Source organism: Klebsiella sp. BIGb0399 (assembly GCF_003752615.1).
Classification (GTDB): Bacteria; Pseudomonadota; Gammaproteobacteria; order Enterobacterales; family Enterobacteriaceae; genus Klebsiella; species Klebsiella lignicola.
Genome location: NZ_RKHT01000009.1, coordinates 153270 through 172113, shown reverse-complemented (window position 1 = coordinate 172113; position 18844 = coordinate 153270). Strand labels below are relative to the sequence as shown.

Annotated in this window: 17 protein-coding genes and 1 riboswitch; of the genes, 7 read left to right on the top strand and 10 right to left on the bottom strand. The window is 56.7% G+C overall.

Features of this window, described 5'->3' with window-relative positions; all coding sequences use genetic code 11:
* The first annotated feature begins 96 nt into the window (after positions 1 to 96).
* Positions 97 to 861, top strand: a complete 765-nt coding sequence (locus EDF82_RS21490; protein ID WP_123757704.1) for a DedA family protein — start codon at positions 97 to 99, stop codon at positions 859 to 861.
* On the opposite strand, the gene thiQ is transcribed toward EDF82_RS21490, so the two are convergent.
* From thiQ to sgrR, 4 genes are all read right to left on the bottom strand, one after another.
* Positions 848 to 1549 (bottom strand): thiamine ABC transporter ATP-binding protein ThiQ, encoded by a 702-nt coding sequence (thiQ, locus tag EDF82_RS21485; protein ID WP_123757522.1) that lies wholly within the window; start codon positions 1547 to 1549, stop codon positions 848 to 850. The genes EDF82_RS21490 and thiQ overlap by 14 nt on opposite strands.
* Positions 1533 to 3143: a thiamine/thiamine pyrophosphate ABC transporter permease ThiP gene (thiP, locus tag EDF82_RS21480; protein WP_123757521.1), complete on the bottom strand. Its 1611-nt coding sequence runs from the start codon at positions 3141 to 3143 to the stop codon at positions 1533 to 1535. Before thiP ends, thiQ begins: the two co-directional genes overlap by 17 nt.
* Positions 3119 to 4102, bottom strand: a complete 984-nt coding sequence (gene thiB / locus EDF82_RS21475; protein ID WP_123757520.1) for a thiamine ABC transporter substrate binding subunit — start codon at positions 4100 to 4102, stop codon at positions 3119 to 3121. Before thiB ends, thiP begins: the two co-directional genes overlap by 25 nt.
* 31 nt (positions 4103 to 4133) lie before the next feature.
* Positions 4134 to 4312: riboswitch (TPP riboswitch) on the bottom strand.
* Between the two features lie 37 nt (positions 4313 to 4349).
* On the bottom strand, positions 4350 to 6005 hold the full coding sequence (sgrR, locus tag EDF82_RS21470; protein WP_123757519.1) for an HTH-type transcriptional regulator SgrR: 1656 nt from the start codon (positions 6003 to 6005) through the stop codon (positions 4350 to 4352).
* Positions 6006 to 6092: 87 nt separating this feature from the next.
* On the opposite strand from sgrR, the gene sgrT reads away from it, so the two are divergent.
* A complete protein-coding gene (sgrT, locus tag EDF82_RS21465; protein ID WP_123757518.1) occupies positions 6093 to 6269 on the top strand; it encodes a glucose uptake inhibitor SgrT in 177 nt (58 codons plus the stop codon).
* 164 nt (positions 6270 to 6433) lie between these two features.
* Positions 6434 to 7618: a sugar efflux transporter gene (locus EDF82_RS21460; protein ID WP_123757517.1), complete on the top strand. Its 1185-nt coding sequence runs from the start codon at positions 6434 to 6436 to the stop codon at positions 7616 to 7618.
* Between the two features lie 68 nt (positions 7619 to 7686).
* Here EDF82_RS21460 and aroD read toward each other — a convergent pair whose 3' ends face one another.
* The 6 genes from aroD to leuL form a co-directional block, all read right to left on the bottom strand.
* Positions 7687 to 8442 (bottom strand): type I 3-dehydroquinate dehydratase, encoded by a 756-nt coding sequence (gene aroD / locus EDF82_RS21455; protein WP_123757516.1) that lies wholly within the window; start codon positions 8440 to 8442, stop codon positions 7687 to 7689.
* A 63-nt stretch (positions 8443 to 8505) separates the two neighbouring features.
* Entirely contained in the window at positions 8506 to 9111 is a 606-nt protein-coding gene (gene leuD / locus EDF82_RS21450; RefSeq protein ID WP_123757515.1) for a 3-isopropylmalate dehydratase small subunit, read from the bottom strand.
* A 10-nt stretch (positions 9112 to 9121) separates the two neighbouring features.
* Positions 9122 to 10522, bottom strand: a complete 1401-nt coding sequence (gene leuC / locus EDF82_RS21445; RefSeq protein ID WP_123757514.1) for a 3-isopropylmalate dehydratase large subunit — start codon at positions 10520 to 10522, stop codon at positions 9122 to 9124.
* A 2-nt stretch (positions 10523 to 10524) separates the two neighbouring features.
* Positions 10525 to 11616 carry a 3-isopropylmalate dehydrogenase gene (gene leuB / locus EDF82_RS21440; protein ID WP_123757513.1) on the bottom strand — a complete coding sequence of 364 codons (1092 nt, stop codon included), beginning with the start codon at positions 11614 to 11616 and terminating at the stop codon, positions 10525 to 10527.
* Positions 11616 to 13187, bottom strand: a complete 1572-nt coding sequence (leuA, locus tag EDF82_RS21435; protein ID WP_123757512.1) for a 2-isopropylmalate synthase — start codon at positions 13185 to 13187, stop codon at positions 11616 to 11618. Before leuA ends, leuB begins: the two co-directional genes overlap by 1 nt.
* Before the next feature lie 96 nt (positions 13188 to 13283).
* Positions 13284 to 13370, bottom strand: a complete 87-nt coding sequence (gene leuL, locus EDF82_RS21430; RefSeq protein WP_123757511.1) for a leu operon leader peptide — start codon at positions 13368 to 13370, stop codon at positions 13284 to 13286.
* A gap of 615 nt (positions 13371 to 13985) precedes the next feature.
* Here leuL and leuO point away from each other — a divergent pair.
* The 4 genes from leuO (at position 13986) to cra (ending at position 18748) form a co-directional block, all read left to right on the top strand.
* Positions 13986 to 14951 carry a transcriptional regulator LeuO gene (gene leuO / locus EDF82_RS21425; protein WP_370453893.1) on the top strand — a complete coding sequence of 322 codons (966 nt, stop codon included), beginning with the start codon at positions 13986 to 13988 and terminating at the stop codon, positions 14949 to 14951.
* A gap of 393 nt (positions 14952 to 15344) precedes the next feature.
* Entirely contained in the window at positions 15345 to 17069 is a 1725-nt protein-coding gene (ilvI, locus tag EDF82_RS21415) for an acetolactate synthase 3 large subunit (RefSeq protein WP_123757509.1), read from the top strand.
* Positions 17070 to 17071: 2 nt separating this feature from the next.
* Positions 17072 to 17563 (top strand): acetolactate synthase small subunit, encoded by a 492-nt coding sequence (gene ilvN, locus EDF82_RS21410; protein WP_123757508.1) that lies wholly within the window; start codon positions 17072 to 17074, stop codon positions 17561 to 17563.
* A gap of 180 nt (positions 17564 to 17743) precedes the next feature.
* Positions 17744 to 18748 (top strand): catabolite repressor/activator, encoded by a 1005-nt coding sequence (cra, locus tag EDF82_RS21405; protein WP_123757507.1) that lies wholly within the window; start codon positions 17744 to 17746, stop codon positions 18746 to 18748.
* The last annotated feature ends 96 nt before the right edge of the window (positions 18749 to 18844 follow it).

Genomic DNA, 18844 nt, shown 5'->3' with positions numbered 1-18844 from the left:
ACTTGAAGTATGACGGGTTTATTCTGACAATTGATGGCTTGACGAATGCACGACGGCTCTGGAAAATCCGTGCTTCGTTTTGAAACCGGGCACATTATGCAAGCTTTGCTGGAACATTTTATCACCCAATCCACGGTCTATTCCTTGATAGCCGTGATGCTGGTCGCCTTCCTGGAGTCGTTGGCGCTGGTGGGGCTGATATTGCCGGGAACGGTGATGATGGCCGGTCTTGGGGCGCTCATCGGTAGCGGTGAAGTCAACTTCTGGCAGGCGTGGCTGGCGGGGATTGTCGGCTGTTTGCTCGGCGACTGGATCTCCTTCTGGCTCGGCTGGCGGTTTAAGAAACCGTTGCACCGCTGGTCGTTTATGAAGAAAAACAAAGCGCTGCTGGATAAAACCGAGCACGCGCTACATCAGCACAGCATGGTAACCATTCTGATCGGCCGCTTCGTCGGCCCGACGCGACCGCTGGTACCAATGGTGGCCGGCATGCTCGACCTCCCGGTAATGAAGTTTATCCCGCCGAATATTATTGGCTGTCTGCTCTGGCCGCCGCTGTACTTTATGCCGGGGATTCTGGCCGGTGCGGCGATTGATATTCCTGCCGATGAACACAGCGCCAGCTTCAAGTGGCTGCTGCTGCTGGCCGCGCTGCTGGTGTGGCTGGCGGGCTGGTTGTGCTGGCGGCTGTGGCGGAGCGCGAAAACGCGCGATCGTCTGACGCGCTTCCTGCCTCGCCCACGCTTGCTTTGGCTGACTCCCCTGACGGTGGTGCTGGCCGGCGTGGCGTTAACCGTGGTGATTCGCCATCCGCTGATGCCGGTCTACCTCGATATTCTGCACAAGGTTATCGCGCGCTGATCCCTAACAGGTGAGAGGCGCTGCTGTTTCCCTGAAGTAAAGTGTCGGTGTCGCCGTCCCAGGCGATACGCCCGTCAGCGACCACCAGCGATCGTGGGGCGATGCGCGCGGCGTCTTCGACGCTGTGCGACACCATCAGCAGGGTTAACTGCTGCTGCTGGCACACGTCGCTGACCAGCGCCAGCATCTCCTGACGCAGCGCCGGGTCGAGGGCGGAAAACGGCTCATCCAGCAACAACACCGGCTGTTCCCGAACCAGACAGCGTGCCAGCGCGGCGCGCTGACGCTGGCCGCCGGAGAGTTCCCCCGGCAGCCTGTCCAGCAGTGTATCAATCCCCATTTGTCCGGCGATGGCCTGCAGGCTGGCAGTCTGCGCGGCGGTGAGCTTCAGCCCCGGATGCATCCCGAGGCCGATATTCTGGCGGACGGTGAGATGGTTAAAGAGATTGTTTTCCTGGAATAACATCGACACCGGGCGCCGGGCCGGCGGCGTATCGGTATGCGGCTGGCCGTCGATGATTATCGTGCCGCTTGCCGGTGGCAAAAAGCCGGCGATCAGGTTCAGCAGCGTACTTTTCCCCGTGCCGCTGGGGCCGAGCACGGCGATGCGTTCACCTCGCTCAACGGAGAGCGTGAACCGCATCGGCAGATGCTGGTAGAGCCAGGTTACATCATTCAGTTTTAGCATCACGCCCCGGAAGTTTCTCAATCACGGTAAAGAGGACAAAGCACAGCACCAGCAGCAGCAGGGCGGTCACCGCGCCATCCTGGCTACGATAGGCGCCAATCTGCTGGTACAGATAGAACGGCAGCGTGCGGAAAGTGTCGTTCCCGAACAGCGCGACGGCGCCAAAATCGCCGATCGACAGCACGCAGGCAAAGGCCAGCGCCTGGGCCAGCGGGCGTTTTAAGGCGCGCAGTTCGACCACCCGCAGGCGGGTGACACCACTCATGCCGAGGGAGTGGCACAGCTGACCGTAGCGTACGGCGATATCGCGCATCGGGTTTTCCAGCACCTTCAGGGCGTAGGGAATGGCCATCAGCGCGTTGGTGCAGATCACGATTCCGTCAGCGGATTCGGGCAGGCCGATACTGTTATTGAGCAGTAAAAAGAAGCCGGTTGCCAGCACGATCCCCGGCATGGCGAGGATTAGCATGCCGCTAAGCTCCAGCGTCTGCCCCGCCAGAGGCTGGTTACGCAGACGCAGTTCACGACTGCTCCACAGCAGCATCATCGTCAGAATAACGCTCAGCACCCCGGCGCACAGCGCGATGCGCAGCGAGGTCCAGAACGCCTGCCACAACGCCGGGCGGGCCAGTACGCTGAACAGGTTGCTATTCAGGCCGTCGACGACAACCGCCAGCAGCGGAGGAAGCAGTAGCAGGAGCGCGAGAGCAATTAACACCGCGTCGCTGAGGCGGCTGTGCAGGCGATCGTCCGGATCGCGCCAGCCGTGAACATGGCTCACACCGATGGCGACCGCTTTGCTCAAGCGCTGGGCAAGCAGCACCAGCCCGAGACAGCAGATCATCTGGATCAGCGCCAGCATCGCGGCGCGGGCCGGATCGTAATCAAAGCTCAGCGCCTGGTAGATCGCCAGCTCAATAGTGGTGGCCTGCGGGCCGCCGCCGAGGGACAGCACGGTGGCGAAACTGGCGAAGCACAGCATAAAAATCAGCGCCGCAACGGGCGGGATTTGCCGCCGGAGCCACGGCCATTCCACCAGGCGGAAAAAGTGATAGCCGCGCATTCCCAACTGGGCGGCTATCTGGCGCTGCTCTCCGGGGATATTCTCCAGTGCCTGCAGCAGCAGGCGGGTGGCCATCGGCATATTGAAGAAGACGTGCGCCAGCAGAATGCCCTGTAACCCGTAGGGCGAGAAATCCCACTGCCAGCCGACGGCGTTAAACAGCGTCGCCAACCAGCCCTGACGACCGTACACGCTAAGAATACCGAAGACCGCCACCAGTACCGGCAGGATCAGCGTCATTGCGCACAGGCGCAGCAACAGCGTTCGACCGGGAAAACGTCGGCGGTAGAGCGCGCGGGCGAGAAACACCGCCGGCACGACGGAAAGAAGCGCCGAGAGAAACGCCTGCCAGAAGGAGAAACGGATAACGTGCCACAGGTAGCTATCGTTCAACACCGAAGACCAGGCGGCCTCCGGCGCGCTGCTCCAGAGCGCCAGAAACGCCGACAGCGCCACGACGACCAGCAATGCGCTGGCCGTCAGGCCCGGTATCAGCCAGCTAAGACTTAGTGGCTGACGGCGCGTTGCCATGCATTAATCCAGTTCTGACGTTCTGCGGCGACCTGCTGCGGGGTAAATTGCAGGGTAGTTTGCGGTTTTTGCAGGGCCTCAAAGCCTGCGGGCAGCGCAACCTGGGTAACCGGATACATCCAGTTGCCGGTAGGGATCGCGTTCTGGAAGGCCGGTGACACCATAAACTTGAGGAATTTCTCAGCCAGTTCGGGTTGTTTGCTGGCGGCGGTGCGCGCGGCGACTTCAACCTGCAGATAGTGACCTTCGGTAAAACCGGCGGCCGCGTACTGGTCTTTTTTCTCTTCGATAATGTGATAGGCCGGCGAGGTGGTATAGCTGAGCACCAGGTCGCTTTCCCCTTTCAGGAACAGACCGTAGGCCTCGCTCCAGCCTTTGGTGACGGTGACCGTTTTCGCTGCCAGCTTCTGCCAGGCTTCCGGGGCCTTATCGCCATAGACTTTCTGCATCCACAGCAGCAGCCCCAGGCCCGGCGTACTGGTCCGCGGATCCTCATAGATAACCCGCCACTTCCGATCGCTTTCAACCAGCTCTTTCAGGCTTTTAGGCGGGTTCTGGAGCTTATTTTTATCGTAGACGAACGCGAAGTAGCCATAATCGAACGGCACGAAGGTATCGTTATCCCAGCCGCCAGGCACCGTGACCGCGCTGGCCGGCACCTGACTTTTGGCGAACAATTTGCTCTGCGCCGCCGCTTCCAGCAGATTGTTATCCAGCCCGAGCACGACATCGGCTTTGCTGTTTTTGCCCTCCATCCGCAGACGGTTAAGCAACGACACGCCATCTTCCAGTGCCACGAACTTCAGCTCGCAGTTGCAGTCGGCTTCAAACGCCTTTTTCACCACCGGGCCAGGGCCCCAGTCGGCGGAAAAAGAGTCATAGGTATAAACGGTAAGGACAGGCTTCGCCAGCGCGGGCGCGGCGACCAGGACCAGCAGCGGGAGTAATTTTTTCAACACTTTGCACCTCATAAAAAAGGGTGGCAAAGGATTTTGAGTCGGCCCCAAATCCCTTCGCCGGCGTTATCCGGATCAGGTTCGACGGGTATTTTCTCAGCCTATACACTGCATCCTTCGCGCTGCCTCTGCGTTAGCCAGCCTGTTCAGTGGCCAACGCGGAGGTAGTCCGAACGATGGCGCGTATGTTTAATAGCACCCCGTTGAGAACGGCGAATAGTGTAATGATTTTGTTAGTTGACTGAAAGCATTACGGCTCCGGCGGGGCAAACCATGCGGATTTGAAATCAAACCAGCCGAGGGTGTTCATGCGCACGCCGCGCATGCTGCGCTGGCCCTGGATCATCAGCCAGTGGTGGATCAGCGGAACGACGGTTTGATTGGCCAGCAACTGCTGGCTCCAGGTGGCCGGATTTAATTCGCCGGCGTGCCAGCGCCGGGCTTCCTGCTCCCAGTCGATGGGGATGCAGTGGCGAATCAGCGGGACTTCGTACAGCAAGGCAAAGAGTGAAAAATCGATCGGCAAGGTAAAGTTGGCGCTGTTCAGCCAGATATCGCTGACCACCTCACCGCGGTGCCACTCCTCGTACTCCAGCTCCTGAATCTCAAGTTTTACCTGATGCTCCGCCAGCAGCTCCGCCATGATCCCGCCCATCACCCGGTGTTCGACGTGATCGCGATAATAGGTCAGGGTGACGGATTCCAGCCCCGCCGGTTTTTCACAGGCGTGGCTGCGGGCGTGGTGCCAGCGGGGCAGCAGGCCGTAGGCCGGGAACCAGTTACCCTGGTAATGTTCGCCGGCATGGTAGAGCAGCGTGGCGGGCTGGAACAGGTAGCTGAGCCATTGACGCACCGCGCTGTTGTCGCCCAGCGGGCTGCGGGCATCAAACAGCAGGTAATAGCACCCTTCTTCAAGGCGGCTCTCAACCGCCTTCTCACTTTGGGTGGTGCCCTGCAGCGTTAAGCCGCCGTTGGGTTCTTCGCTAATTTCCGGCAGCACCCAGACGTTGACTTCATCGATCAGCGCCCGGTAGCCAAAATAGTCATCGAAGGCGTGGATCTTGAGCTGGTTTTGATTGTTGCGTACCACCGCGTAAGGCCCGGTGCCGACCGGCATACTGGCGAAATTGTCCATCGACTGCCATTCCCGCGGCAGCACCACCGCCGAAACCTGGCCCAACAGCCACGGTAGCCAACGGTCCGGTTGTGTCAGGTGGATGTCCAGAGTCCAGGCTGTGGGGGAGACAATACGTTCGATATGCGCATAGAGCGGCAGGGTGTTGCTGCGCTGTAAGGAGGCAATCACATCCTCCATCTCCAGCTCTCTGCCGTGGTGAAAATGAATGCCGGGACGGAGAAAGAACCGCCAGTGGGTCGGCGAGATCTGCTGCCAGTGGTGGGCGATATCGGCTTCCAGTTCCCCGTTTTCCTCATTTACCCGGGTCAGCGCGCTGAAGATCTGCCGGGCGATATGGTTTTCCGAGCGGCGCAGCGCGCTGCCGGGGAGCAGATTTTTCATCGGCCGGTAGTAGAGCACCCGGAGAATATGCCGCCCCTGGCGAAAGCTGCGGCCGAGATGCGACACCAGCATCTGGCGCACGGCGGCTTTATCCCCCACCAGTTGAACCAGCTGATCGATCCGATCCTGCTCTAGCAGATCTTCTGCCCGCTGCTGCTGCAGCGCCAGGCCGGTATAGAGGAAGGTCAGCCTGGAACGCTTACCGCGCCCGGCTTCCGCCTCCCAGGTTAGCCAGCCGCGGGCTTCCATCATGTTCAGCAGCGTGCGCATATGGCGGCGAGAACAGCACAGCATCTCTGCCAGTTCGTTAAGCGTCGTCTCCTGCGATTGGCCTTCGCAGCACTGCCAGAGGCGGATGAACTGTTGTTGCAAACGAGCAGAAGACATAAAAGGGGAACTCCTGATGAAAAGTCAGCAATTTATTAATCCCTATATTAGGCCAATAATCCACTTCGATGAAGCGAGGAGGTGAATATGATGGGGTCTACCGCGAAACAGTTCTACCAACGCTACTTTTCTGCGACGCAGGATGCGTCATGGCTGGCCCGCTTGATGGCAGGGAGACAGCAGAAGATTCTTGGCGAGCTGATGCAGTGGGGAGTTACGTCACAGACCTCTGATCATGGCCTTGCCGATATCATGTGTGACTGAGTATTGGTGTATACCTGTCCGCTTTCAAACTCAGGTCACGTGACTGAAGCCAAAACGTTTTGGTCGCCTGTCTGTCACTTGAAATAGATAGAGTATAAAATCACCTGCCAGCAGATTGCTTCTGCTGGCTTTTTTCGTTTCTTCGCGTGCTTTAAGGACATGACATGCTGTGGTTAATGACGATGGGACGGCGGCTGAACGGCGTCTACGCGGCTTTTATGCTGGTCGCGTTTATGATGGGCATTGCGGGCGCGCTTCAGGCTCCCACCCTTAGCCTGTTCCTCAGCCGCGAAGTGGGCGCACAACCGTTTTGGATCGGCCTGTTTTATACCGTTAACGCTATTGCCGGGATTGCGGTAAGTCTGGCGCTGGCAAAACGATCCGACAGCCAGGGCGATCGCCGTCGGCTGATCATGTTCTGCTGCCTGATGGCGGTGGGTAACGCCCTGTTGTTTGCCTTCAATCGCCACTACTTAACCCTGATCACCTGCGGCGTAATGCTGGCGTCGATCGCCAATGCCGCGATGCCGCAGCTGTTTGCCCTGGCGCGGGAATATGCCGACAGCTCGGCGCGGGAAGTGGTGATGTTCAGCTCGGTGATGCGTGCTCAGCTGTCGCTGGCGTGGGTTATCGGGCCGCCGCTGGCCTTTATGCTGGCGCTGAATTACGGCTTTACCACCATGTTCTCGATTGCTGCCGGTATTTTCGTGATCAGTCTGGCGCTGATCGCCGTGAAGCTGCCCTCGGTGGCGCGGGTGGAGCAGCCTTCGGAAACGGACGGCGCGGCGCTACCGGCGGGAGGATGGCAGGATAAAAACGTGCGTATGCTGTTTATCGCCTCGACGCTGATGTGGACCTGCAACACCATGTATATCATCGATATGCCGCTGTGGATCAGCAGCGACCTCGGTTTGCCGGACAGTCTCGCCGGGATCCTGATGGGGACGGCGGCCGGGCTGGAAATCCCGGCGATGATTCTGGCGGGCTACTATGTGAAGCGCTGGGGCAAACGCAAAATGATGGTGGCGGCGGTGGCGGCCGGCGTGCTGTTTTATATCGGCCTGATCCTGTTTCACCATCGTACCGCGCTGCTGGCGCTGCAGCTGTTCAATGCCATATTTATCGGGATTGTCGCCGGGATCGGCATGCTGTGGTTTCAGGACCTGATGCCGGGACGGGCGGGAGCGGCGACCACGCTGTTTACCAACAGTATTTCGACCGGGGTGATTCTGGCGGGCGTGCTGCAAGGGGCGCTGTCGCAAAGCTACGGTCACGCCAGCGTCTACTGGGCCATTGCGGTGATTTCGGTACTGACGCTGTTCCTGACCAGCAAAGTCAAAGATATCTAGTCCTGATGCCGCATCGTGGACTACGGCGATGCGGCATCTCGATCAGGAACGATACACAGGCACCAGGCTCAGGAAAGAATATCCATCAGCTCCCGCAGCTTGCCGACGGCAATCTGCCCTGGCGCGGAGGCCTGGCCTACGCTGCCGAAGGTCATCGCCGATCCGAACAGGCGCCCGGTAACCCGGCTCACACCGCCCATTTTTCCCATCGACATGGTGATTAACGGGCGGGTGGCGTGCTGTTCTTTCATGGTCAGCGTTGCGCCGAGGAGCGTCAGCACGTCCTGCGGCGACTGCGGCATGACCGCTATTTTGGGCAAATCGGCGCCCAGTTCCTGCATCCGGCACAGCCGGTCGACTATCTCATTCTGCGGCGGCGTTTTCTGGAAATCATGGTTGCTCATGATCACTTTCACCCCGGCAGCATGGGCCTCAGCGACCAATGCCCGAATCTGCGTTTCCTCATTGAAAAGCTCAATATCAATCAGATCGACCAGCCCGCTGGCGACGGCCAGACGGTTGAGCGCAAAGTAGGCGTCATCATCGAGTTCCGTTTCGCCGCCCTCTTTGTGGCTGCGAAAGGTGAACAGCAGCGGGATCGTCGCGAGTTGCTGGCGGATCTCCGTCAGCGCCAGGCGGATCTGTTCGTCGTCCCGGACGCCGGTAAAGTGATCGACGCGCCATTCGATAAGATCGGCGCCGGCGTCAGCCAGTGTGCGGGCATGCGTTTTCAGCTCGTCGAGGGTTTTACCGATCAGCGGAACGCAAATCAGCGTCGTCCCTTCCTGAAAGGTGATGTTTTTTACGGTTATCGCTTTTGTCATTGTAGGATCCATCGGTAAAAAAATGCCCGGTCATGGGACCGGGCAGGGTAATCAGCGGCGTGGTTAGTTCATGAAGGCCGGCAGCTTGTTCTCGTAGGCTGAGATTGCCGCTTCGTGCTGCAGCGTCAGGCCGATGCTATCGAGACCGTTGAGCATGCAGTGGCGGCGGAAGGTGTCGATGCTAAAGCGGTAGGATTTATCACCCGCTTTCACCACTTCGGACTCCAGGTCGACCTCAAAGCTGATGCCAGGGTTGGCCTGCACCAGCGCAAACAGTTCATCGACCTGCTCGTCGCTCAGCGTGACCGGCAGCAGCTGGTTGTTGAAGCTGTTGCCGTAAAAGATATCGGCGAAGCTGGGAGCGATAACCACTTTAAAGCCGTAGTCCGTCAATGCCCAGGGCGCATGCTCACGGGATGAGCCGCAGCCGAAGTTTTCCCGCGCCAGCAGAATCGAGGCACCTTTATACTGCGGAAAGTTCAGGACAAATTCCGGGTTAGGCTGCTGCCCCTGATCGTCGAGAAAACGCCAGTCATTGAACAGGTGTGCGCCAAAGCCGGTACGCGTGACTTTCTGCAGGAACTGCTTGGGAATGATCGCATCGGTATCGACGTTTGCGGCATCCAGCGGAACCACCAGGCCCGTATGTTGGGTAAATTTCTCTGCCATGATGGTTTCCTTATTTGATGTCGCGGATGTCGGCGAAGTGACCGGTAACGGCGGCAGCGGCGGCCATTGCCGGGCTGACTAAGTGGGTACGTCCGCCGCGGCCCTGACGGCCTTCAAAGTTACGGTTGCTGGTTGAGGCGCAGCGCTCGCCCGGGTTCAGGCGGTCGTTGTTCATCGCCAGGCACATGGAGCAGCCCGGCAGGCGCCATTCAAAGCCGGCGTCGATGAAAATCTTATCCAGCCCTTCGGCTTCTGCCTGCGCTTTTACCGGGCCAGAGCCTGGAACCACTAATGCCTGCACGCCCGGCGCGACTTTGCGCCCTTTGGCGATCTCTGCCGCGGCGCGTAAATCTTCAATACGTGAGTTGGTGCAGGAGCCGATAAATACTTTATCGATAGCCACGTCGGTTAACGGGATACCCGGCTTCAGGCCCATATAGGCCAGTGCTTTTTCCGCACTGGCGCGTTCGACCGGATCGGCGAAAGAGGCCGGGTCGGGGATCATATCGGTGACGGAAATCACCTGGCCCGGGTTGGTTCCCCAGGTCACCTGCGGGGCAATCTCTTCAGCCTGCAGGGTCACCACGGTATCAAATGTGGCGTCAGCGTCGGTTTGCAGGGTTTCCCAGTATTTCACCGCGGCGTCAAAATCCTCGCCTTTCGGTGCATGCAGACGGCCTTTGACGTAGTTAAAGGTGGTTGCGTCCGGCGCGACCAGGCCTGCTTTGGCACCCATCTCAATCGCCATATTGCACAGGGTCATACGACCTTCCATGCTCAGATCGCGAATGGCTTCACCGCAGAACTCCACAACGTGACCGGTACCGCCGGCGCTGCCGGTTTTACCGATGATCGCCAGCACGATATCTTTGGCGGTGATGCCCGGCGCCGCTTTGCCGTTAACGGCAATTTTCATGGTTTTGGCACGGCCCTGTTTCAGGGTCTGCGTCGCCAGCACGTGCTCAACTTCAGAGGTGCCGATGCCGAAGGCCAGCGCACCAAATGCACCGTGGGTCGCAGTATGGGAGTCGCCGCAGACGATGGTCATCCCCGGCAGGGTAACCCCTTGCTCCGGGCCCATCACGTGGACGATGCCCTGATACGGGTGGTTCAGGTCATACAGCTCCACGCCGAACTCTTTGCAGTTCTTGATCAGTTCCTGCATCTGAATTCGTGCCATTTCACCGGACGCATTGATGTCTTTGGTCTGGGTGGAGACGTTGTGATCCATGGTGGCGAAGGTTTTACCCGGCTGACGTACCGGGCGGTTGTGCGCGCGCAGGCCGTCGAAGGCCTGCGGGGAGGTGACTTCGTGCACCAGATGGCGGTCGATGTACAGCAGCGGGGTTTCGTTTTGAGCTTCATAAACCACGTGAGCATCAAACAACTTTTCGTATAAGGTCTTCGCCATGATTACACCCCTTCAGCGACATAGCGGGCAATGATATCGCCCATTTCATCGGTACCAACGGCCGCCGTGCCGCGCGCCAGATCGCCGGTGCGGACACCTTCTTCTAATGCACGGTTAATCGCGTTTTCGATAGCGGTTGCTGCGGCTTCGGCATCCAGGCTATAGCGCAGCAGCAGCGCCAGGGAGAGGATCTGCGCGATCGGGTTGGCGATGTTTTTGCCAGCGATATCCGGAGCGGAGCCGCCAGCAGGTTCGTACAGACCAAAACCTTGTTCGTTGAGGCTGGCAGAGGGCAGCATGCCCATCGAGCCGGTGATCATCGCGCATTCGTCAGACAGAATGTCGCCGAACAGGTTGGAGCACAGCAGCACGTCGAACTGGGACGGATCTTTAATCAACTGCATGGTGGCGTTGTCGATGTACATGTGCGACAGCTCAACGTCCGGGTAGGATTTTGCAATCTCGCTGACCACTTCGCGCCACAGAATAGATGACTGCAGCACGTTGGCTTTATCGATAGAAGTGACTTTATGACGACGTTTACGCGCGGACTGGAAAGCGATGTGCGCAATCCGTTCGATTTCGAAGCGATGATAGACTTCGGTATCAAACGCTTTTTCGTGCTGACCGCTGCCTTCGCGACCTTTCGGCTGGCCGAAGTAGATGCCGCCGGTCAGTTCGCGGACGCACAGAATGTCGAAGCCATTAGCGGCGATATCCGCGCGCAGCGGGCAAAACTCTTCCAGCCCCTGGTACAGCTTCGCCGGACGCAGGTTGCTGAACAGTTTGAAGTGTTTACGCAGCGGCAGCAGCGCACCGCGCTCCGGCTGACCGTCTGGCGGCAGGTGTTCCCATTTCGGGCCGCCGACGGAACCGAACAGAATCGCATCGGCCTGCTCGCAGCCTTCCACCGTAGCCTGCGGCAGCGGGGAACCCTGACGGTCGATGGCAGCGCCACCGACATCATATTGGCTGGTGGTAATGCGCATATCAAAACGGGTACGGACAGCTTCCAGTACTTTCATCGCCTGGTTCATGACTTCCGGGCCAATGCCATCACCTGGCAACACAGCAATATGGTAATTCTTCGACATTACACAGTTTCCTTCTTGTTCTCGTTATTTTGAGCTTTGCGTTGCAATTCTTTTTCGACTTCAGCGGCGCGCCAGATGTTGTTCAGAACGTGAATCATCGCCTTCGCGGAGGATTCAACGATATCGGTCGCCAGACCGACGCCATGGAAGCGACGACCGTTGTAGTTCACCACGATGTCGACCTGACCCAGCGCATCTTTACCGTGGCCTTTGGCGCTTAAGCCATATTTAACCAGTTCGATGTCATAGCCGGTGACGCGGTTGATGGCCTGATACACGGCGTCAACCGGACCATTACCGTTGGCGGCTTCGGCTTTCACTTCATCACCGCAGACCAGCTTGACGGAAGCGGTAGCGATAGCGTTGGAGCCGGACTGGACGCTGAAGTAGTCCATGCGGAAATGTTCTGGCTCTTCCTGCTGCTTGTTAATGAAGGCCAGCGCTTCCAGGTCGTAGTCGAAGACCTGACCTTTTTTGTCCGCCAGCTTCAGGAACGCGTCATACAGGTGATCCATGTTGTAGTCGCTGTCTTTGTAGCCCATCTCTTCCATGCGGTGTTTGACCGCCGCACGGCCGGAGCGGGAGGTCAGGTTCAACTGCACCTGATTCAGGCCGATGGATTCCGGGGTCATGATTTCGTAGTTTTCGCGGTTCTTCAGCACGCCATCCTGGTGGATGCCGGAGGAGTGTGCGAAGGCGCCGGTGCCGACGATGGCTTTGTTGGCCGGAATCGGCATATTGCAAATCTGGCTGACGGTCTGGCTGGTACGCCAGATCTCGTTGTGATTAATGCGGGTACGGACATCCATGATGTCTTTGCGCACTTTAATCGCCATGATCACCTCTTCCAGCGAGCAGTTGCCTGCACGCTCGCCGATGCCGTTCATGGCACCTTCGACCTGACGCGCACCGGCATGGACGGCGGCGATGGCGTTGCCGACGGCCAGACCTAAATCGTCATGGGTGTGCACAGAGATAATGGCTTTGTCGATATTCGGCACGTGGTCGTACAGGCCGGTGATGATGTTGGAGAATTCGAACGGCATGGTGTAGCCGACGGTGTCCGGGATGTTGATTGTCGTTGCACCGGCGTTAATGGCGGCTTCGACCACGCGTGCCAGGTCGGCAATCGGCGTACGGCCCGCATCTTCACAGGAGAACTCGACATCGTCGGTGTAATTGCGTGCGCGTTTGATCATATAGACCGCGCGCTCAATGACCTCATCCAGGGTGCTGCGCAGCTTGGTGGCGATATGCATCGGCGAGGTGGCAATAAAGGTGTGAATACGAAACGCTTCCGCGACCTTTAAGGATTCGGCGGCAACATCAATGTCTTTCTCTACACAGCGCGCCAGGGCACAAACGCGGCTGTTCTTGATGGTGCGCGCGATAGTTTGTACGGATTCGAAGTCGCCAGGGGAGGAAACCGGGAAACCGACTTCCATTACATCAACGCCCATACGCTCGAGGGCTAAGGCAATCTGCAGCTTCTCTTTAACGCTCAGGCTGGCCTGTAACGCTTGCTCACCGTCACGTAAGGTCGTATCGAAAATAATGACTTGCTGGCTCATGGTTTAGATCCTTAATCGGTGTCCTGGGCGCCTTGCTGACGAGCATAAAAAAACCCGCGCAATGGCGCGGGTTTTATAGTCTTGCTGGAAGATGACTTAACGCTGAACGTCGCCCAACAGCCTACCGCGCATAGTGGATGCGTTTAGTAGTAGTAGGCTGATGAAACGAGTAGTGCGAATCATTGCGTCATGCTCCAGATGAAATCGTTATGCTCTTAGAGTTACTGGATACGTCTTTTGATGTCAACCCTTGGACAAGAAAAAGCGCTTTTCGCCGCCGGGATTGATTAGCTAATTGTGCTGATGATGAGGCCTTTTTACCGACGATCGTTTTTCTATCAGCGAGACGGATAAGAAAATTCAAAGTTGTTGGCGAAAGTTATTATCATTCCACACATAGCGCCTGATGGTTTTTGAATGAAGGTATCTTGATGAATGTTATGGAATTATTCTTTCATTGAATATTTCTCCATGGATAACAAAACCTCATCAATGATAATGGAGTGTTAATTTCAGACAGGGTTTCGCTGCATGATTTAATGGCGCTTAAATTATAGTTAACGGATGGTGGTGTTGTTTATCTCTATGGGTTATGAGTACACTTAATATCATAAAGTGAACGATATGGTTATGGCGGTGCGGGATTTTAAGATAATGGCCGTTCAGGTTAACCGCGCTTACTTATAGCGTTTGATATATTCCTAAAATGCATCCGTACCCTTTTGCAAATGACATATGTATGGTAAATGATATTTTCAATACTACTTGCCATGTTTTTTGAAAAGGGAATTTCGCGTAATGGTGGACCTGGATATGATTATTGAAACTGCTGAACCTAAATCCGCCCCTGAGGGGGAAATTGTTAAGCCACAACTCAGAACCGTCGATCTTAATCTATTGACGGTTTTTGATGCCGTCATGCAGGAGCAAAATATTACCCGTGCGGCGCAATCGCTCGGCATGTCTCAGCCCGCAGTGAGTAACGCTGTCGCACGTCTGAAGGTGATGTTTAACGATGAGTTGTTTGTTCGCTATGGGCGGGGGATTCAACCGACTGCACGCGCATTCCAGCTGTTCGGCTCAGTACGTCAGGCGTTGCAACTGGTGCAGAATGAACTTCCGGGCTCTGGTTTTGAACCGGTCAGTAGTGAGCGGGTATTTACGCTGTGCGTCTGTAGTCCTCTGGATAACTATTTGACTTCAATTATTTTTAATAAAGTAAATGCCGTGGCGCCGAATATTCATTTAATTTTTAAGGCTTCACTTAATAAAGATACAGAGCATCATTTACGTTATCAGGAAATTGAATTTGTTATCGGTTATGAAGAGTTTCGTCGCCCGGAGTTTTCCTGTGTGCCATTATTTAAAGATGAAATGGTATTAGTCGCCAGTAATAAACACCCGCGTATTTCTGGTCCGCTATCGGAAACGGATATTTATCAAGAAGAACATGCGGTTGTTGCGCTGGATCGCTTCGCGTCGTTTAGTCTGCCATGGTATAGCTCGGTGAATAAACAGGCGCGCATTGCTTATCAGGGAAATGCGATGGTCAGCGTATTAAATGTGGTGTCGCAAACGAATATGGTCGCGATAGCACCACGCTGGCTGGCGAATGAGCACGCGGAAAAGCTGGGGCTACAGCTATTGCCATTACCGCTGAAGGTAAACAGTCGTACCTGCTATATTTCATGGCATGATGCGGCCGGGAAAGATAAAGGACATCAGTGGATGGAAGAATTGCTGGTGAGCATTTGTCAGCGCTAAATGTTCAGTGACACAAACGGGAGTAACTGCTCTCGCGTTGTGTGACAAAATCCAAAAAATGCAGAATATTATTCTGTTTGCCGCCGGCGGGTCTGCCGAATGCCAGGTGAAAAATGGATGATTTTCTGCCAACAGACTATTTATCCGAGTAATGCCCACGCACGCTTCTGGTTTACGAAGCTTTTAACCACGATTCATATCAAATTGTTATCTTTTATGCTTTTGATGGCCTGTGCGCCTCTGAGGTGGCTAATTGCCTGCCCGTTGGCGAGCAGTTATGGTAATGACACGCAGTCCATTCACCTCAAGGCCGGGCGACGATTCCCGGCCTTGTGCGAACGCGCGGAAATTGACTTCTGCTGTCGTTAAAAACAATAAGCCTGGAGGCAAACCATGGAGATGTTGTCAGGAGCCGAGATGGTCGTCCAATCGCTTGTCGATCAGGGCGTCAAGCAAGTATTCGGTTACCCCGGGGGCGCGGTCCTCGATATCTATGATGCGTTGCATACCCTTGGCGGTATCGACCATATTCTGGTTCGCCATGAGCAGGCGGCGGTGCATATGGCGGACGGCCTTGCTCGTGCGACCGGTGAAGTGGGCGTCGTCCTGGTGACGTCTGGCCCGGGCGCGACCAACGCCATTACCGGCATTGCAACGGCATACATGGATTCCGTCCCGCTGGTGATCCTCTCCGGGCAGGTGGCGACCTCGCTGATTGGTTATGATGCCTTCCAGGAGTGTGACATGGTCGGTATCTCCCGACCGGTTGTGAAACACAGCTTCCTGGTTAAGCAGACGGAAGACATCCCCGGCGTGCTGAAAAAAGCGTTCTGGCTGGCGGCCAGCGGCCGTCCGGGTCCGGTGGTGGTAGATTTACCAAAAGATATCCTCAACCCGGCAAACAAACTGCCGTACGCGTGGCCGGACAGCGTCAGCATGCGTTCCTATAACCCGACCACCAGCGGTCACAAAGGGCAAATCAAGCGCGCCCTGCAGACGCTGGTTGCGGCGAAGCATCCGGTTGTCTATGTCGGCGGCGGGGCGATTAACGCCCAATGCGAGCCGCAGCTGCGTACCCTGGTGGAAAAACTGAACCTGCCGGTGGCCTCGTCGCTGATGGGCCTCGGAGCTTTCCCGGCGACCCATCCGCAGGCGTTAGGCATGCTGGGGATGCACGGTACCTACGAAGCGAATATGACTATGCATCATTCCGACGTGATTTTCGCCGTCGGCGTGCGTTTTGACGATCGCACCACCAACAATCTGGCCAAGTACTGCCCGAATGCCACGGTGCTGCATATTGATATCGATCCTACGTCGATCTCTAAAACGGTGCCGGCGGATGTCCCGATCGTCGGCGATGCCCGTCTGGTGCTGGAACAAATGCTCGAACTGCTGGAGCAGGAAGAGGCGCAACAGCCGCTGGATGAGATCCGCGACTGGTGGCAGCAGATCGAACAGTGGCGCGCGCGTCACTGTCTGCAATACGACACGCAAAGCGACAAGATCAAACCGCAGGCGGTGATCGAGACCATCTGGCGCCTGACCAATGGCGACGCCTATGTGGCGTCCGATGTGGGCCAGCATCAGATGTTCGCCGCGCTTTATTATCCGTTCGACAAACCACGACGTTGGATTAACTCCGGCGGCCTCGGCACGATGGGCTTCGGCTTACCCGCCGCGCTCGGCGTGAAGATGGCTCTGCCGGCGGAGACCGTGGTTTGCGTGACCGGCGATGGCAGCATCCAGATGAATATTCAGGAGCTGTCTACCGCGCTGCAGTACGAGCTGCCGGTGCTGGTGCTGAACCTCAACAACCGCTATCTCGGGATGGTGAAACAGTGGCAGGATATGATCTATTCCGGCCGTCATTCACAATCCTATATGGAGTCGCTACCGGATTTCGTCCGGGTTGCAGAAGCCTATGGCCATGTGGGGATCCGAATCAGCGAACCACAAGAGCTGGAGTCTAAGCTGGCCGAGGCGCTGGAGCAGGTGCGTAATAACCGTCTGGTCTTCGTGGATGTGATGGTCGATGGCAGCGAGCATGTGTATCCCATGCATATCCGCGGCGGCGGCATGGATGAGATGTGGTTGAGCAAAACGGAGAGAACCTGATTATGCGCCGGATATTATCTGTATTACTGGAAAACGAATCGGGCGCCTTGTCGCGCGTCATCGGGCTCTTTGCGCAGCGCGGATACAACATTGAAAGCCTGACGGTGGCGCCGACAGACGATCCAACGCTCTCCAGAATGACCATTCAGACCGTCGGCGACGAGAAAGCGATCGAGCAGATTGAAAAGCAGCTGCATAAGCTGGTGGATGTGCTGCGCGTCAGCGAACTCGGGCAGAACTCGCACGTTGAGCGTGAAATCATGCTGGTGAAGGTGCAGGCGAGCGGTTTTGGCCGGGAAGAGGTGAAACGCAACACGGAAATTTTCCGTGGGCAGATCATCGATGTGACCCCGTCGATTTATACCGTTCAGCTGGTGGGCACCAGCGATAAACTGGATGCCTTCCTCGCTTCACTGCGTGACGTGGCGCGAATCGTCGAAGTGGCACGATCGGGTGTCGTCGGGCTGTCGCGCGGCGACAAAATAATGCGCTGAGTCCCTGAAACTGACGTAAAAATAGCCCGACACAATTTGTCGGGTTATTTTTTTGCGAAATCGGTAGGAACTGTAGACAAAACCGGTTGCCGCGCTAACTATTCTGCGTTTAGATGTTATCAAAATGAATCCATAGCTGAAGAAAGGTTATGTTCCGTACTTATTACCCAAGGGGCAATTGTGAAACTGGATGAAATCGCCCGGCTGGCCGGTGTCTCGCGAACCACCGCTAGCTATGTGATTAACGGTAAAGCGAAGCAGTACCGCGTGAGCGACAAAACGGTCGAAAAAGTGATGGCCGTTGTTCGTGAACATAACTATCACCCAAATGCGGTTGCTGCTGGCTTACGTGCAGGACGCACGCGTTCTATTGGCCTGGTTATTCCCGATCTGGAAAATACCAGCTATACCCGCATTGCTAACTACCTGGAGCGTCAGGCGCGTCAGCGCGGCTATCAGTTGCTGATTGCCTGCTCGGAAGATCAGCCTGACAACGAAATGCGCTGTATCGAGCATCTGCTACAGCGCCAGGTGGATGCGATTATCGTCTCGACGTCACTTCCACCAGAGCATCCGTTCTATCAGCGCTGGGCGAACGATCCCTTCCCGATTGTCGCCCTGGACCGCGCGCTCGATCGTGAACACTTCACCAGCGTGGTGGGTGCCGATCAGGATGATGCGGAAATGCTTGCCGCCGAACTGCGTAAGTTCCCGGGTGAAAGCGTCCTGTATCTTGGTGCCTTACCGGAGCTGTCGGTGAGCTTCCTGCGTGAGCAGGGCTTCCGCACCGCGTGGAATGACGATCCGCGTGAAGTCCAGTATCTGTACGCCAACAGCTTTGAACGCGAAGCGGCGGCACAGCTGTTCGAAAAATGGCTCGAGACACACCCGATGCCGGAAGCGCTGTTTACGACGTCGTTCCCGCTGCTGCAGGGGGTGATGGATGTGACTTTACGTCGCGAAGGCAAGCTGCCATCGGAACTGGCAATTGCGACCTTCGGCGATAATGAGCTGCTGGATTTCCTGCAGTGTCCGGTACTGGCCGTGGCCCAGCGCCATCGCGATGTCGCCGAACGCGTGCTGGAGATTGTCCTCGCCAGCCTTGACGAACCGCGTAAGCCGAAACCGGGATTAAGCCGTATTCGCCGTAATCTGTATCGTCGTGGCAGCCTGAATCGTCGTTAAGGCATCCGCATCCAGGATTATTCTTATAATAAAAGTAAGGATAATTGACGCATCGCTCGCCAGACGAAGAACGTCTGGCGATAATCCGTACAGCTT